The sequence below is a fragment of the Thalassotalea psychrophila genome (genome assembly GCF_031583595.1).
Lineage (GTDB): Bacteria > Pseudomonadota > Gammaproteobacteria > Enterobacterales > Alteromonadaceae > Thalassotalea_A > Thalassotalea_A psychrophila.
This window is the reverse complement of record NZ_CP134145.1, coordinates 490,404-506,656: the sequence shown is the minus strand read 5'-3', so window position 1 is coordinate 506,656 and position 16,253 is coordinate 490,404. Positions and strand designations below refer to the sequence as shown.

Genomic DNA, 16,253 nt, shown 5'->3' with positions numbered 1-16,253 from the left:
CTAAATAATAATAATAAATCTAAATAACAATAATAAATAAATCTAAATAACTTTCCAGGAATCTTTTTGAGAACATGAAATATCTATCATTTACCCGTTTAACCGGCACTCTCCTATTGACTTGCTCCCCTATCGCACTAAGTGCCACAGCTAATAACACAGGAAGCATTAATACAGACAATAGCAGCATAGAAGTATTTACCGTAACCGGCACCCATATTCCCGATACTAGTGATACCGCCAGTCTGCCAAAATTTACCATCTCTGCCGAAGAAATTGCAGCATTAGCACCCAACAGCTTTGCCGATGTACTCGCCGGCGTCCCCGGAATTGATATCTTTGAACAAGGCGGCGTGGGCGGACTAACTTTTTTGTCTGTACGTGGTGGCGATCCAAACTTTGTGGTGATATTGATAGATGGCGTCAAGGTAAACGATCCGACGAACAGCCGAGGGGGCGCTTTTGATCTGGGTACCATAGATCCTACGGTAATCGACAAGGTTGATGTTTTTTATGGCAGTTTATCAACCGTTTATGGTAGTGATGCCTTAGCAGGTGTGATTAGTATCGAAACCAAAAAGTTTTCTGAACAGCGCAACGGAACAGCCAGTATTAAAGTTGGCTCAAATGGCATGTATGGCGGCTCCGTTCACTTTGGTGTAGCGCTTGCTGAAATTGCCCAATTAAGCGTGATTGGTTCAGTTCAAGACGGTGACGACAGCACCTTTGGCGATGCCTTTGAGCGCCAGGAAGTCATCGCCTCCCTTGCTTCAATGGCTGACAGTGATAGCCAATGGAATTTGGGCTTTTTCTATGCAGATGGCGAAGCTGCCACTTTCCCTGAAGATAGTGGCGGTGATCGTCTTGCCGTGATCCGTGATCCTGAAATACGTGATTTTAGTCAAACCAATGTAAATGCTAAGGTGCAACATAGCCTCAGTGAATCTATTAAGTTGGATTTCAATAGTGCCTGGTCCAAGCGTGAGGAAGATATTTCAAATCCAGGAATAGCACCAGGCGTACTTGACGGTGTTCCGGCAATAGACAGTATAAGTAATTATGAACGCTTGGATCTCAGTGCAACGGCTAGCTATGGGATATCAGAAAGCGCAGTTATCGCCTTAGGAGCAGCCTATGCAAAAGAGGATGGCGATATGAAGAGTATCATCGACTTTGGTTTCCCTATGCCTGCTGACTATACCCTGGAAAGAGAAACCGAGTCTGTTTTTGTTGAGGCCCGACTTGACCCACTTGAATCACTTCATTTCACTTTAGGTATTCGTCATGACAACACGAAGCAAAACGATGTGACTACCGCTCGTTTGATCAGTCGTTATCAACTAAGCTCAACGAGCACAATATCTGCACAATATAGTGAAGGATTTAAACTTCCTAGTTTTTTCGCTGTAGCGCACCCTTTTGTTGGCAATCCGGAGTTGAAACCTGAACAAAGTGAAAATTATGACCTCAGCATTGACAGTAATTTCTTCACTGGTAATTTGACTACTCGGTTCAGCATCTACAAAAACACTTTCACCGACCTAGTCGATTTTGATCCGATTGCATTTACCAATGTCAATCGCTCTAAAGTCACCGCTGAAGGTGTTGAAGCCTACTTAGCTTATCAAGCGAATGAGCAATTAAGCCTCTCTGGACAATTTACGTATAATAAGGTCGATATCGATGAAGTCGGAGTGGTATTAAGGAGACGACCAGAATTAAAAGCCAGTGTGACAGCTAACTACCAAGCTACCGAGCAACTTTCATTTACTGGTCGTCTGGTGGCAAATGATGATTATTACGACAGTTCAGTTCCAACAGGAATGATTGAATTACCAGGATACAACCACCTTGATTTATCTGCAGCCTGGACGCCAACTGACAGCTTGATGTTTCGCTTACATGCAAAAAACATTCTGGATAATGACAAAGAACAAGCCGTTGGCTTTAATAACACCGGTCGTAGTCTGACTTTAAGCTTAAGTAAGGAATTCTAAAGTACTGACTTAACGTTAAACAAAAGGCATGGTTAAAGGAATAGATGACAGTAATTTGCGTAAGTCCCGCATAAATTGCTCTTTAAAGGATCTTAAATGAATATTGATAACTCGTTTCGAAAGTTAACCGCCATTTTTGCCATTACGGCTGGTGTACTTGCCCTTCTCAGCCTGGTCGTTGGTTTGTCCGGTGTTAACTATGATTTTGAGGTTTTTTCAGATACGTCTTCCCTGATTGCGGCTGGTTCGACGGCAGGGAATGCTATTCGCTGGAGTTACTGGTTTAATATGCTAGGCAATTATCTCCTACTTATTCCGCTCGCTCTATTACTTTTCCAGTGGCTTAAATCGGTCAATTCTTCCTTTGCAGAATTGTATACTCTCAGTGGATTGATTTATCTTATCCTGGGCGCTACCGGATCAGCGATCTTAGCAGCCACATGGCCTTTTCTAATTGACCAATTTGAAGTCGCTTCAACAGCAGCCAGGGAATTTCTTGTAATTGAATTTCAAGTGGTTAACGCTATTGCGGAAAAGGGCCTTCATGGCGTCCTTCAAAACCTAGCTGGTGCAATCTGGTTCCTTGGTATTGGGTACCTGCTCCGTTCAAAACACATGGGCGTCGGGAACTTCGCTTTTGCAATCGGTGTGTTTTTGGTTCTCAATACCGTTGGGAACGTTTTCAATATTGAAGCCTTAAGCCTGCTTGGCCTTACTGCTAATATTCTTCTTGGCCCCATCTGGTCTATATTGATTGGTATTTTTCTTATCAAAGGTAACTTGGAGTAATACCAAGTTGATTAAAAAATGCAGCTTCCTGAACTTGTTTCAGAATCTATTGAACGTCTCAAAAGTGCCAATCAGAGACGTTTAACCTTCAAGCATCAGGGCATACTCAGAAACAATTAACCACGTCATTGCGGCGAAGGCCGCAACCCCCTTTCGGATATAGCGTGCCTTGAAAGAATTATGTTTCAGGAGCTTGTGTAAGGTTTCAATATTTATAATTTATTTTTTAGATCCACAGCATGCGTTTGGAGGTTGCGGCCTACGCCGCAATGACGGTGAATATTTTCTTAAATTGTGTACGTCTCTCAATCGCTCACAACAGGCTGTTAGTTGTTTTTTTCAACTCTTTTCTACGAATATCACCAACACTTTCATGTCGCGGCATAAGTATGTAAAGCAAGAGGTAGGCAAGTAAACCTCCTCCTAAAAAGAATGAAAATAATATAAACACTAATCGAACAGAAAATACGCCGACCGTTAATTGATTTGCTAATCCATCGCAAACCCCTGCGATAAATGGACTTGTTCCTAGTGTTAACTTACCTGAGTGTTCCATTGGCTCTCCATATGCCCTAGCATCTAACAATTTCATTAATAGGAAACGCCTACTTCGCTGCGTAAAATGCAGGTGTATATTCAACAGCGTATGTCGCTTAATCGCTCAAAGCTGAAGTAGAACCACGCGTCTATATCTATATCTATATCTATATCTATATCTATATCTATATCTATATCTATATCCTAATGATATTCAAATAGTTGTCAAATATGTCTAACTAATTGTTTTAAATATAGAATGTTAACTAACACTACGTGGCAATGTGCTTCGGTGTTTTTAACTGATTGAAACATATAGTTTATTTCTATTTGAATATAAAAAAGGGACCTTGTAGGTCCCTAATTTGTTATCAGGCCACCCTAAGGCTCCTTTTTAATCGCTTAAACTTGACTTGTTTTAGCTACGCTTTACTCTTCTACGCAAACCAATCAAACCAGCTAAGAGCAATAACGCGCTGGTACCTAAGCTACCACCACTGTCGTTATTAGCCTTGGTAACATCTACTGACAAGCTTGTCGTAGTTGGTTCAAATGGACCACTCACGGTAAGTTCGAACGTTAACGTAGCATTAGCATTAGGGGCGGTAAAGGTTGCTACTTTGCTATCAGCGCCAGTAAGCGTTATATCTGCACCGGAAGTTTCGACCCAAGTGTAAGTTAGTTCGTCGCCTTCGGGATTGGCTGAGCTTGCCGTTAATGTAACTAAATCACCAGATTTAATAGTAGACAAATCAGCACTTACTGTCGTTGCTGGCGCAGTCTTCACCTCAACTAAAACTGCCGGGTCAACAATAACACCGTTGACTCTACCATCCGCATCATTAGGGCCACCATCAGCAATGGCAACTTTCACGCAATCGTTACCTTTAACTAATCCTGCTTGCCAATCAGCTGAATCAGCTGCAGGACAGTCCCCCTGATTATCACTCATTGCCGACATGATAGAGTCACCATTAGTGGTATCAAAGTCGACTAACGTTCCGTCGTCTTGAACTTTACGGTAAGCAGATTTTTTCGGTAGCGCAGTAGGTAGTTTGATGTTCATGTTCACCGTAGCGCCCGCATCAACACCTTTTATTTTAAAGTCAACTAAAGGAATCAAGAACCCTCTAACATCCTCTAACGAAGCTTCAACAACTGCTTTAGCATCATTAGTTACTTGCAACACTTCAGCATAGTTTTCAACGCTTACTTCAGCACCAATATCAGCAGATAAACCTGACTCCAACGCTTTTAAGGTATCACCAATCGCAATGGTTAAGCCATCTTCAACCGTGATGCTAGTTTCCTCTATTGTTACTACCTCTTCTCCATTATCATCGGTAGTAACAACAGCGACAGAAAGAGTTTGCTCATTAACACCATTTGTGCCATCTAGGTAGTCGGCAATGCCGTCACTATCGCTATCACCAAAACCTTCTTCTGCATCCGAGATACCATCACCATCTGTATCAACAATTACGTCTTCAAAGCTACCATCCTCTAGCTCAACTTGGATGGTGTCTTCTAGCACAGGTAAGGCAGCTAAAATAGTCAATGGAATGGTTAGTGGAGTACTATATAACTCATCGGTTGCAATTTCAGTTATTACAACTTGCAACTCGTGTTCACCTGCACCTAATGTTGCTATATCAAGGGGAACAAGGATCACTGGGTTATTAATATCATTGATGGCTGTAAACACTTCTTCGCCATTTAGGGTAACTACCACGTTATGCTCAGTGAACATATCAACATCGGTGATAGTGATAGCAATTTCTGCATCAGTTGCAGTTTGGTCGAGTACAGTAACCACTGAATCATCATTTCTTAGAGCAAAATCTAATGCCGGAGCAATATTTTCTACCGCATTAATTACAGTAACTGCATTGCCAACAATGGCCGCGTTCCTATCAATACCTTCAGAGAATACCACTTGATAACCGCCATCCATTTGTCCTGGTAGCTTCAACATATGCGCCTGACCTGATTCAATTGATAAAGCACCTGCTTCAATCAAATTTGCATCCAAATCAGCTTCTGCATTTTCATCAGCTTCTACAACAGTTTCATCGACGATTCTTTCGAATCGGTAATCAAAGGTTACTGGGTATGATATTGCATCACCAGATAAAGTCAGGTTAATGGCAATCTCTTCATCGGCTTTTACCCATACAGTTTGCGGAATAGTCACATTCGGCGTGATGTTCAATACTAGGTCAAAAGACGTCAAAGAGCCGACGGTGTTAATAAGGTCTACCATTAGCTCATGAGATCCTGATCGTCTTATCGCATCACCGCTAATAGCATCAATGGCGACGTCAGTTACATTCGCATCAGCTAATACCTGGCTAACAAAGGCGGTAACAACTGGAATAATATCTGTGTCAATGTCTGTGGCATCAAGACTTATCGCGCCATTGGCTAAAATAGCCGCTTCTAACGCTGTGGCAGCATCTGTAATATTCACCCCATCGGTATCAACATCATCATGGACACCGTCTCTATCGAGATCGTCTGCCTGAGCAACAGCGACAAAGGGATCGGCATCATTTTCATTTAATACGCCGTCACCATCGATATCGGTATCTAAGCTAAGGCCTGTAGTTGAATCATCGGCACTTTTATTCTCATTCCACGCATCTGGAAAGCCATCACCATCCGTGTCTACACTGGCTGCGGCATCGAGTTTGAAGTCATCGTCATCATCGGAAACACCATCGCCATCGGTATCCAGCCCTCCAACGTTAACTGTACGGGTTTTCACCACATCAGGATTGACCCCATCAGAGACGGTATAGGTAATGGTGTAAGTACCCAGCGTTGCTGTATCAACCGTACCAGTAGTAACAATATTTTCGGTGATATCTCCATCAACATTATCTACAGCGGTAGCGCCTTGGTCTTCATAAGTGATATTTTGTTGGGTAAATACAGAAGCATTACCATTTAGGGTCATTACTGGCGCCGTGTCTACAACAGTAACGGTTGCTTGCTCGGTAACCGTACTACCATTATTATCGGTAACAGTGAAGGTAACTACTGTATCACTCAAGGGGAAAACATCAGGGGCATCGTTGGTAACGGTAAGCGTACCGTCATCAACATCGCTCGCACTCACCGCGGCTAAAAAGTCAACGATGCTCGTATCAGTAATTAAAGCACTGTCAAGGCTTGAAGAAGGCACCGTAACATTAGCTGCACCACTTATCACAGGAGGAGTATTAATAAATGCAGGAGGAATAACTACATCGGTACTTAAAAAGACATTATCGAAAAGTGTTTTATTAGTGTTAGAATTAATAAATTCGACGTTAACTGAACCGGTATACTTGCCATCAACTAATGTGAGTCCATCATTAGCATCAACAGTATAAGCCCATGCTGTAAAGTCCTTTGTATTATGAACTGTATACTCTGTTATAGGAATAACGGCACCATCGAGTACCAAGTTAACTTCAGACTTTGCCCCCTCGTCGCCGTTTAAGTCATTATGAAGTAAGTAAAATTCAACATAAATTTCGCTAACACCTTGTACAGCGATAGCTTCGCTTAGTTTGGCTGTTTTATTTTTACCCAGTTTACCCAATTTAGCAATATCAACAGTTGCTCCTGGAGGAGCATAATGCTCACCATTATCTTTTCCTCCTGATGCAGAGGTTAAGTCTTCCGTCCAGCTCCACAATTTTCCGTCTGTACCTGTACAAGCAACAGAAACGGCAGCTTTAACCGCATCTTCATATTCGTCACAATTCGCAATACTAAGAGACGGGTTAACAATTAAATTTTTACCTGGCACGCTTGAAGCAACATGGTTGTAATATTTCTCTTCGTCCTCAAATGTCGGAAAAGCCGCATTTGCCGAGCCAACAGACAACAGGGAAAGTGGTAAAGCCAGCGTTATCGCCCCCGCAAGCTTACTAGCCTTATGGTTTTTATTATATTTAAATTTATTCGACATTGTATTCCCCATTGATGATGTTCATCTAGAACTTTATATTTTTATATTTTTATAGCTTTATAGCTTTATAGCTTTATAGCTTTATAGCTTTACAGTATTTTTACACGCCCTTCACTGTATTATTACATATAACATATCCCTATGTTTGTTTTTTGTCCACTAAAAGATCTGTTGAAGTGAAAATAATTGCCAAAGCTTCTAAGGTATGTTGATTTTTCATTTTAGTCTCTGCTTTATTAAGTTAATTTTATCGTTTATTTTTTAAAGTGATTATTGCTACAGATTGGACAGACTTATTAGGAGTTAGCTAACCACTTCACTACTACAGCCAAGCGTATAAGGAGTGCCACGGGCTTTAGTTATTGAAACATTAGCAAGCAACCAATAAAAGTTATTGTCTGTAATCTTTTAAAGTAAGTCGAAGGGATTCAACAGTGCGATGAATTATCGGCAACGCCTTTTTTCATTCCTGTCGCACTACAATGCATAGCAAGCTTAATATTTTGTTTAATGGCTAAAGTTTATTTACACAACCATTAAACTGGTCAAGACATTAATGTTAGACAAACACACCAACTAGACATTTACATATAAAATACACGAAATATTAGAAAAAATTGACACTCAATGCTTTAATCACACCACGAATTTCTGCTAAGCCTTTTAAGCGACCTAGGCAAGAATATCCGGGATTTGCTGACTTATTAATATCGTCCAACATTTGATGACCGTGATCGGGCCGTATGAATATTTCATCACCACTTTGGCTAATGTCGCGCGATTTTTCTTCCTTTAATAACGCTGATATTATCCCGACCATATCAACACCGCTGTCTAAGTGCTCAGCTTCATAAAATGAACGTTGTTCATCTTCATCCCTACTCACCCCCCTTAGATGGGCAAAATGAATACGTGAGCCATATTGTTTAGCCATTGCCGGCAAATCATTATCAGGTCGGCTACCGTAAGTACCTACACATAAGGTAATACCATTGGCAGGGCTCGGTAGTGCTGAAAAGAGAAGTTCCAGATCCGCAGAGGTACAAATAATACGTGGTAAACCGAGCATATCTCTTGGTGGATCATCAGGGTGAATAGCTAACTTAACCCCTAATTTTTCAGCGACAGGTAGTACTTGTGATAAAAACGAAAATAGATTTTTACGTAAAATATCCTTGCTGATATCTTTATACATCGCCAACATGTTGCGAAAGTTATCTATGGTATAAGCATCGGTCATCTTTCCGGGCAAACCCGCAATAATATTCTTAGTTAATAAGGCTATATCATCTGCTGACATTAAAGAAAAAATTGATTTTGCTTGTGCCAACTCCTCATCACTATAATCTGCTTCGGCATTTTCACGCTTTAAAATAAACAAATCAAAAGCGGCAAATTTTTGTTGATCAAACCTAAGGGCATAAGCACCATTAGGCAGTTGAAATTTTAAATCAGTGCGAGTCCAATCAATCACTGGCATAAAGTTATAACAAATGGTTTTAATACCACACTTTGCCAGATTTTCCATCGATGCTATCCAACTATCAACGTAGCGTTGATGATTGTCACGCCCGAGCTTAATATCTTCATGAACGGGGATACTTTCAACGACCGACCATACTAAAGATGATTTCGGCTCATTATGCTGTTCAATCAACTGCTGATGCGCAACAATGTCCTGCTCAGGCCAAACTTCACCCGTAGCTATAGCGTGTAAAGCGCTGACAATATCAGTTGCACCCGTTTGTCTGATATCCGCAATTGTTACGGGATCATTGGGACCAAACCAACGCCAAGATTCACGCATTATAAATCCTCCATTTTTCTAATTTTTCCATTACAATTTATATGCTTTTTTTGCTAGCGTATACGCTAACTCAACCGCAAGTTCTTCTGCTTCGTCTAATGTTAGACGATGATCACAAACGAGTTCAGCCAACCAGTTGCAATCCATTCTTCGGGCTACGTCATGACGGGCAGGAATAGATAAAAAGCCTCGGGTATCATCATTAAAACCAACGGTATTATAAAACCCTGCTGTTTCAGTTGTTTGCTGGCGAAATCGACGCATTCCTTCAGGGCTATCATGAAACCACCACGGTGGGCCTAAACGTAAACAAGGGTAATGCCCGGCTAAAGGTGCCAATTCTCGGCTATAAGATGTTTCATCTAAGGTGAATAAAATTAACGTCAATTGAGGGTCAGTGCCATATTTATCAAGTAAGGGCTTTAATTGTTCAACATAACTCGTTTGCAGGGGGATATCAGCGCCCTTATCTCGGCCAAAACGCTTGAAAACGCTTTGATTATGATTACGAGAAACGCCTGGGTGTAGTTGCATCACTAAACCATCTTCTATACTCATGCAGGCCATTTCGGTCAACATATGGGCACGGAATAACTCTGCCTGCTCAGGGGAAGCCTCACCTGAAATAACCAAGGCATATAACGCTTCTATATCATTTTGTTCAAGGTAGGCGGTTTTAGCGCTTGGGTGACCGTGATCTGTTGACGTGACTCCGGTTGCTTTAAAATAAGCACGACGCTTTCTATGGGCTGCTAAATAGCCTGAAAATGTCGAGGTGTCTTCACTGGTGAGCTCACCAAAAGTTTTAATTGCACTAACAAAACCTTCAAATTCAGGGTCTACGACCGGATCAGGTCGATAAGCTGAAATAACACGGCCATTCCAGTTGCTGTTATTAATCGTTTTGTGCTCAGTCAGATCGTTTAAAGGTGATTCTGTCGTAGATAGGCACTCTATATTAAAACGTTCAAACAATGCTCTAGGTCGATAGGCATCGGTAGCTAACGCTGCATTAATGGTATCGTAATAGTGATCTGCCGTAGCAGCACACAACTCAACATCAAAGCCAAAAACTTCAGAAAATACCGTATCAAGCCACATTCTCGATGGCGTACCACGAAATAAATAATATTTTTCAGCTAAGATATGCCAAATTTTTCGGTCATCAGTTTCAACATCGTTACCTTCCCGGCTCGAAAGGCCTAAATCTTCTAATGTGACACCATGACTATATAACATACGAAATACATAGTGGTCAGGCTTTATCAGCAACTCGGTTGCATTCTTAAAAGGCAGGTTTTTAGAAAACCACGACGGGTCGGTATGGCCATGAGGACTGATAATAGGTAGCTCTTTGACCTTGTGGTATAAAGCCCGAGCAACTTCTCGAGTTTTTTCATCGCTAGAAAATAATCTGTCGGGATGTAGTACTAATTTTTTAATCATAGTCACTGTCTTCCTACTACTAATACCATTCACTAAAGCTTAGTTTAACTTTTAGACTTACTAAGGCTCTCCTCGAACACCCTAATTATAACTTTATAGATAATAATACAAACATACCAGCTAAGAAAAACATACTAACAAATATATTGGTAAATCCAATAAATTCGTACAATATATAGATACGAACTATTAAATGGTCCAGTAAATACAATAAGACATTAAAAAACATATAATTAACAACATCGTCGGTCATTCTATATTTCAACAGTATTGGAGTATTTTATATATCAAAGCAATAAAACAAATAACTGGTAAGGCCAATTATTTTTAGTTTATTATATATTTTAATCATCACGGCTAAAAAGTGATTATCGATGAGATATGAACAAAACATCGCCTTTGTTAACAACCTAAATAGGCGCTCCGATGGCTGATATTGCTATTATTGGCGAAGTAATGCTTGAGTTTTCTCCTTTGACTGGCAAAGACTTTACCTTAGGGGTCTCTGGTGATACCTATAATTCAGCCTGCACTCTCGCTGGGCTTGAGATAAGCACCACCTACATCACCAGTTTAGGTGAAGGGCAATCAGCAGATATTATTCGTCAGCATGCCTATCACCGACACGTTCATTTACTGGAGCCGCAAGCCGTCAAGAATAAATCTCCTGGCCTTTATATGATCAGCAATGATGAAACCGGTGAGCGTTTTTTTGATTATTGGCGCAATGATTCGGCAGCAAAAGCTTTATTGAATAATGAGAACTTACTATTGCCGTTATTGAAACAAGTTGAAAAACACGGTTACCTCTACTTTTCAGGTATCACCTTGGCACTGATGAACGATTCGTGTCGTTCGATGTTCCAGCAATTTTTGCTTGATTACAGGCTTCAAGGGGGGAAAGTCATTTTTGATCCCAATTATCGTTCTAAATTGTGGCTAAACAAAGCAGCAGCCATTAGCGCTACTGATGAAATACAAGCGTATGTAGATATTTATTTGCCCGGATTTGAGGAAGAAGAGTGTCTATTTGGCTCTACATCACCTGACGGTGCGGTTAAGCGCTTATTAACCACTGGGGTTGATGAGGTTGTGATAAAAAATGGTCCTGAAAATTGCATTTTAATCAATAACGATCACGTTGAAAATGTCGAGGTAACGCCTTCAACAGACGTTGTTGATACTACAGGTGCAGGTGATACCTTTAATGGTGGTTATATTGGCGCACGCTTATCAGGCCTTAATCCTATTGATGCAATAAACTTTGCAGCTAAAGCCGCAAGTAAAATATTAATGATTAAAGGTGGTGTACTTCAATCGAAACAATTGTCTGAATTAAAAGCAAGCCTAAACAGTAAAATTGGTATGACACTTTGATTTTTTCCTATAACCAACAAATGAATTTAACAGCATGACATTAGTTCAAACAAAGTTATCCAAAGACACAATGATGCAACTAGCACGCACATCAGCTATCGCCATCCCAACATACGATAGAGAAAGTACTGAAATTGGTATCGTTCATCTGGGCCCAGGTGCTTTTCATCGGGCTCATCAAGCAGTATATACCGAAAATGCGATGAATTTTTCTGGTGGACATTGGGGCATTTGTGGCGTATCACTACGCAGTGCAACCGCTCAAGAGGTGTTAAAAAAACAAGACTACTTATATACACTGGCTATTTTAGACAAAAGCACCAGTTATCAAGTTATCGGTGCAATAAAAGAAGTTTTAGTGGCCAATAAGCAAAGTGATGAAGTTATTTTTAGACTCTCCACAGCAACTACCAAACTTGTCACCCTTACCGTTACAGAAAAAGGCTATTGCTTAGCTGCTGACGGCTCATTGGATTTAAACCATGACGACATCAAACATGATTTAGCCAATCCAGAGAAGCCAATCAGTGCTATTGGCTTTATTGTCGAAGCACTCAAGCTAAGAAAACTTAACGGTGTAAAAGCCTTTAATGTTTTAAGCTGCGATAACGTTTCTGGTAATGGTGATAAACTTCGTCGCGCCGTATTAGATTATGCTGCGCAATTTGATCATAATCTTCAGTTGTGGATTGCGAACAACGTCGCCTTCCCCAATGCGATGGTTGACAGTATTACTCCTAAAACTGAACGTTATACCGTTGATTCTGTTTCAAAAGCCATTAATGCCCAAGATAACTGGCCAATACAAAGAGAAGAATTCAGCCAATGGGTTATCGATAACAACTGGCAAGGTGAACGGCCTGACTGGGAAAAAGTAGGGGTAATATTTACCGATGATGTTAAAGGATTTGAAAAAGCAAAATTAAGATTACTCAATTGCTTGCACTCAACTTTAGCCTACTGTGGATCTTTAGCGAGCTTTGTAACCGTATTTGAAGCCACCAGTGACGAAGGCTTTTATCAATTTATTTGCAAACTTGCTGCTGATGAAATTATTGGTTCTTTTGTACCTCCAAAAGAATTGGATGTAAATATCTATGCCAATGAAATCATACAACGCTTTTTAAATCCTTCGATTCGTCATTTATTAGCGCAAATTGCCTGGGATGGCTCACAGAAATTACAAATGCGAATATTACCGATCATTCGAGATAATATTAAACTCGACCGTTCTACTACATTACTTTGCTTTTCACTGGCAAGTTGGTTTGAATTTATCTCTCGGGCAGTAAAAAACAATGAAGAAATTGTTGACCCTATGGCCGATATATTTTACCAAACCGCTGAAATTCTAAGTGACGATACGACCAAAGTAGTGACTGGGTTTTTATCGATTGATGCAATCTTTGAACAAGACTTGGTCAATAACGTCATCATTAAAAAACAATTAATTAAGCACTTAACGAGCATACGTAATACCCCGGCGAAAAAGCTCAGCACGCTTGTAAATTCGCTTTAGAGTCAATTTTAGCTAAAAGCAAGTGGCTAAGAAAGGTTAAATACTAAACGGATTAATTAAATGAGTAACTTAGAACTTCATTAGCGAACTATGACTCCTGAGCTCATTTTTTAATCCTTAGATAAAGGAGAAAGTAACAACATAGCAGCGCCGACAACATGCTGATCGGTGGTAAGTAACCCGGCCAATTCGAGATAGAAAACCAACTGTCTGTCGCCATTGCGATCATGTGAAGTATGCTAAATAATAAAAACGCAATATTACATTGCTTAATTACAGCTAAGTTAGCGTTCTCAGCTGAATTAAATTTTGGGTAACTCTTATGCACAGCTATAATCAGCACAGCAAAGCTAAGAATTCCGGCTAAAATGGCCAGTTCACCAACTAGAGAGAACTGCTCATTGATAAGAAAAAACTTAGGGTAGTAAGCAGGCTTTAAAAGAATCAAACTCAACAATACATGCAGCAAAGCGATATAAACACCGAATAAGCCAATTTTCCGACGAGGATGATGATTCGGTAATGACACCGATAAACCTATAAGCATAAGTGCGGTAACTCCACACGCTTTATTGGTAGTCCATAAAGGCAATTGCAGCCATGAGATATCATTGTAAACATGATAACGAATAACGGCATAAACCAAAGACACAAAAAAGCAAATAAGAAATATTTTATTTATAGATAAACTTGTTTTCATAGTTAGAAATTATTATTAGTTGTTTTTATTAGGTTTTTATTAGGTTTTTTATTCGACATTATGCTTGGCTCAACTTGCTTCCACCAATCAAAGCACTAATCCACTATCGCAATAACTAAATCCATAACATTGGTATTACTCGGGCCAGTAATAAATATATTGCCACTTTGGCGTAAGAAAGTTCCCGCATCAGCTCTGCTTAATGCATCTTTTACTAAGTCCATTTCAAGCGCCGTATTACCGTCAATAATGCCACCCGCTGCGTCTGTGGGTCCATCACTGCCATCTGTACCGGCAACCAGCACGGTAATATTATCATGGCCTGCCAGATGCTGAGCGATCATAAGCGCGAGACTTTGATTTCGGCCGCCCTCACCAGGCTGCTCGGGTAATATAATAGTAGGCTCACCTCCCCAGATATAAACTCCCTTTTCGCCTTCAATCAGCTGTTTGGCAATTGTTGGCGCAATTTCATTAACATCTTGATATAGCGTTTCTTCATTGAGTTGTACGGTATAGCCAGCATTAGAAACCGATAAAGCGACCGCATCGCGCGCAACTTGATTAGTGCCAATCAGCTTTACTTGTGCTTTGATGTCTTTGGATTGCAAACGATTAATGTTACCGATGCCAGAGCCAATAACTGCAATATCATCCCCTTCTACATCCGATATCGCGTACACCTGAACCTCACTGCCTTTGAAATGCGTTAATAGTTTGCCATCTTTAATTAAAGAGGTTTGTTTACGTTGGCTGTTAATTTGTCCGATGTTGGCGCCTTGCGCTAGCATTTGATTGGTTATTTCTTGCCATTGTTGCAAGGTCATTTCTTTGGGTAAACACTCGGCAACGGCTGATGCACCACCAGAAACCAATAAGATCAGTTTGCTAGCAGGATGCATTTGCTTAATTGCGGTTAAAAGCATAGCTCCAGCCTGTAGAGAATTTTCATCGGGAACAGGATGGCCACACTCAATCACGGTCACTGCGGGATCATCGAGTAATGTTTGATTAGCATGCTGATATTTTGTCACCACTAACGCTTCACATGGCTTTTCCATTTCTTGCAACGCACCTAAGCACATGCTACTCGCAGCTTTGCCAACTGCCACGATAAGGTCAGCTGTTACAGGCTTGTTTTTGCTCATAGCGTGAATAACGGCTTGCTTACCCATTACCGCCTTAACGCCTGCCGAAAAAAATTTGGTTAGCAGTTGTGCTTCTGGCGTATTTAGTGACGTCTGTAATGACGACGGGGAAGTTTGCAGGTGATTCATATTGTCTACGCTCTACTGGGCTTAATTAGTTGAGTAATAGCTTATCAACAAATTACCGCCTAAGTAACTAAATAGGTAATTATATCTTGACGACCCACCCAATAAATCGAATATACTGGTAACTTGAGATTAAATAAAGCAGCCAAGGAGCTCTCTTGACAGAGACCATAATTAGACGTGACTCGAAAAAAACAGCCGAGCGTATACTACAAGCGGCAACCGATGAATTTACCGAGAAAGGCTTTGGTGGCGCTAGGGTAGATGCTGTTGCACTGCGAGCCAATTCGAATAAGAGAATGATTTATCATTATTTTGGAAATAAAGATCAATTGTTCCTCGCCGTGCTTGAACAAGCCTACGCAAAGATCAGAACCCAAGAGCATGAACTGCATCTAGAAGACATTGAGCCTGAGCAAGCTGTGAGAACATTGGTGCGCTTTACATTTAATTATTTCGTTGAAAACCCTGAATTTATCCATCTTCTTAATAGTGAAAACCTGCATAAAGCAGCACATATCAAAGAGTCAAAGAAAATCCTAGCTATGCGTTCGCCTTTAATTGAAAAAATAACAGATGTGTTAAATCGTGGTGGTACAAGTGGGCTGTTTCGAACTGGGGTGGACCCAACTCAATTTTATATTACCGTAGCATCGCTTGGGTATTTCTATCTTTCTAATTCTTATACCTTAGAAACTGTTTTCGGCCGGTCGCTAATGGAAGAAAAAGCACTTAATGAAAGGCTAAGTCACTGCGAAGAAGTGGTGCTTGGCTATTTACGCCCTTAATTATTGTTTACGCCTTTTATTGTTATTTACATTGGACAAGACTTCTGGTTATGATAAG

General features: G+C 40.5%; 11 protein-coding genes. 5 read left to right on the top strand and 6 right to left on the bottom strand.

Translation table 11 applies throughout. The features are described 5' to 3' along the window. Positions 1-74: 74 nt before the first annotated feature. Entirely contained in the window at positions 75-1,997 is a 1,923-nt protein-coding gene (locus tag RGQ13_RS02215) for a TonB-dependent receptor plug domain-containing protein (RefSeq protein WP_348391926.1), read from the top strand. Positions 1,998-2,093: 96 nt separating this feature from the next. Next, a complete protein-coding gene (locus RGQ13_RS02210) occupies positions 2,094-2,786 on the top strand; it encodes a DUF4386 family protein (protein ID WP_348391925.1) in 693 nt (230 codons plus the stop codon). A 313-nt stretch (positions 2,787-3,099) separates the two neighbouring features. Here RGQ13_RS02210 and RGQ13_RS02205 read toward each other — a convergent pair whose 3' ends face one another. From RGQ13_RS02205 to uxaC, 4 genes are all read right to left on the bottom strand, one after another. After that, positions 3,100-3,378 carry a PspC domain-containing protein gene (locus tag RGQ13_RS02205; protein WP_348391924.1) on the bottom strand — a complete coding sequence of 93 codons (279 nt, stop codon included), beginning with the start codon at positions 3,376-3,378 and terminating at the stop codon, positions 3,100-3,102. Positions 3,379-3,741: 363 nt separating this feature from the next. Then, positions 3,742-7,284: an immunoglobulin-like domain-containing protein gene (locus tag RGQ13_RS02200; protein WP_348391923.1), complete on the bottom strand. Its 3,543-nt coding sequence runs from the start codon at positions 7,282-7,284 to the stop codon at positions 3,742-3,744. 607 nt (positions 7,285-7,891) lie between these two features. Then, positions 7,892-9,091 carry a mannonate dehydratase gene (uxuA, locus tag RGQ13_RS02195; RefSeq protein WP_348391922.1) on the bottom strand — a complete coding sequence of 400 codons (1,200 nt, stop codon included), beginning with the start codon at positions 9,089-9,091 and terminating at the stop codon, positions 7,892-7,894. Positions 9,092-9,121: 30 nt separating this feature from the next. After that, a complete protein-coding gene (uxaC, locus tag RGQ13_RS02190) occupies positions 9,122-10,537 on the bottom strand; it encodes a glucuronate isomerase (protein WP_348391921.1) in 1,416 nt (471 codons plus the stop codon). A gap of 426 nt (positions 10,538-10,963) precedes the next feature. Here uxaC and RGQ13_RS02185 point away from each other — a divergent pair, with 426 nt between their 5' ends. Both RGQ13_RS02185 and RGQ13_RS02180 read left to right on the top strand, forming a co-directional pair. Further along, on the top strand, positions 10,964-11,914 hold the full coding sequence (locus tag RGQ13_RS02185) for a sugar kinase (protein ID WP_348391920.1): 951 nt from the start codon (positions 10,964-10,966) through the stop codon (positions 11,912-11,914). A gap of 34 nt (positions 11,915-11,948) precedes the next feature. Continuing rightward, complete coding sequence (locus RGQ13_RS02180) at positions 11,949-13,433, top strand: mannitol dehydrogenase family protein (RefSeq protein ID WP_348391919.1); 1,485 nt, start codon at positions 11,949-11,951, stop codon at positions 13,431-13,433. 103 nt (positions 13,434-13,536) lie between these two features. On the opposite strand, the gene RGQ13_RS02175 is transcribed toward RGQ13_RS02180, so the two are convergent. Together RGQ13_RS02175 and RGQ13_RS02170 are read right to left on the bottom strand one after the other, a co-directional pair. Beyond that, the gene (locus tag RGQ13_RS02175; protein WP_348391918.1) at positions 13,537-14,133 is read right to left on the bottom strand and encodes a hypothetical protein; all 597 of its coding nucleotides are present in this window, start codon (positions 14,131-14,133) and stop codon (positions 13,537-13,539) included. Positions 14,134-14,228: 95 nt separating this feature from the next. Beyond that, entirely contained in the window at positions 14,229-15,410 is a 1,182-nt protein-coding gene (locus tag RGQ13_RS02170) for a DUF4147 domain-containing protein (RefSeq protein ID WP_348391917.1), read from the bottom strand. A gap of 155 nt (positions 15,411-15,565) precedes the next feature. On the opposite strand from RGQ13_RS02170, the gene RGQ13_RS02165 reads away from it, so the two are divergent. Next, positions 15,566-16,195, top strand: a complete 630-nt coding sequence (locus RGQ13_RS02165; RefSeq protein ID WP_348391916.1) for a TetR/AcrR family transcriptional regulator — start codon at positions 15,566-15,568, stop codon at positions 16,193-16,195. Positions 16,196-16,253: the final 58 nt, after the last annotated feature.

Excerpts from the sequence above, each read along its gene's own strand:
- RGQ13_RS02180 (WP_348391919.1), top strand. The coding sequence starts at position 11,949 with ATGACATTAGTTCAAACAAAGTTATCCAAAGACACAATGATGCAACTA.
- uxuA (WP_348391922.1), bottom strand. The coding sequence starts at position 9,091 with ATGCGTGAATCTTGGCGTTGGTTTGGTCCCAATGATCCCGTAACAATT.
- RGQ13_RS02175 (WP_348391918.1), bottom strand. The coding sequence starts at position 14,133 with ATGAAAACAAGTTTATCTATAAATAAAATATTTCTTATTTGCTTTTTT.
- RGQ13_RS02200 (WP_348391923.1), bottom strand. The coding sequence starts at position 7,284 with ATGTCGAATAAATTTAAATATAATAAAAACCATAAGGCTAGTAAGCTT.
- RGQ13_RS02210 (WP_348391925.1), top strand. The coding sequence starts at position 2,094 with ATGAATATTGATAACTCGTTTCGAAAGTTAACCGCCATTTTTGCCATT.
- uxaC (WP_348391921.1), bottom strand. The coding sequence starts at position 10,537 with ATGATTAAAAAATTAGTACTACATCCCGACAGATTATTTTCTAGCGAT.
- RGQ13_RS02215 (WP_348391926.1), top strand. The coding sequence starts at position 75 with ATGAAATATCTATCATTTACCCGTTTAACCGGCACTCTCCTATTGACT.
- RGQ13_RS02170 (WP_348391917.1), bottom strand. The coding sequence starts at position 15,410 with ATGAATCACCTGCAAACTTCCCCGTCGTCATTACAGACGTCACTAAAT.
- RGQ13_RS02205 (WP_348391924.1), bottom strand. The coding sequence starts at position 3,378 with ATGAAATTGTTAGATGCTAGGGCATATGGAGAGCCAATGGAACACTCA.
- RGQ13_RS02185 (WP_348391920.1), top strand. The coding sequence starts at position 10,964 with ATGGCTGATATTGCTATTATTGGCGAAGTAATGCTTGAGTTTTCTCCT.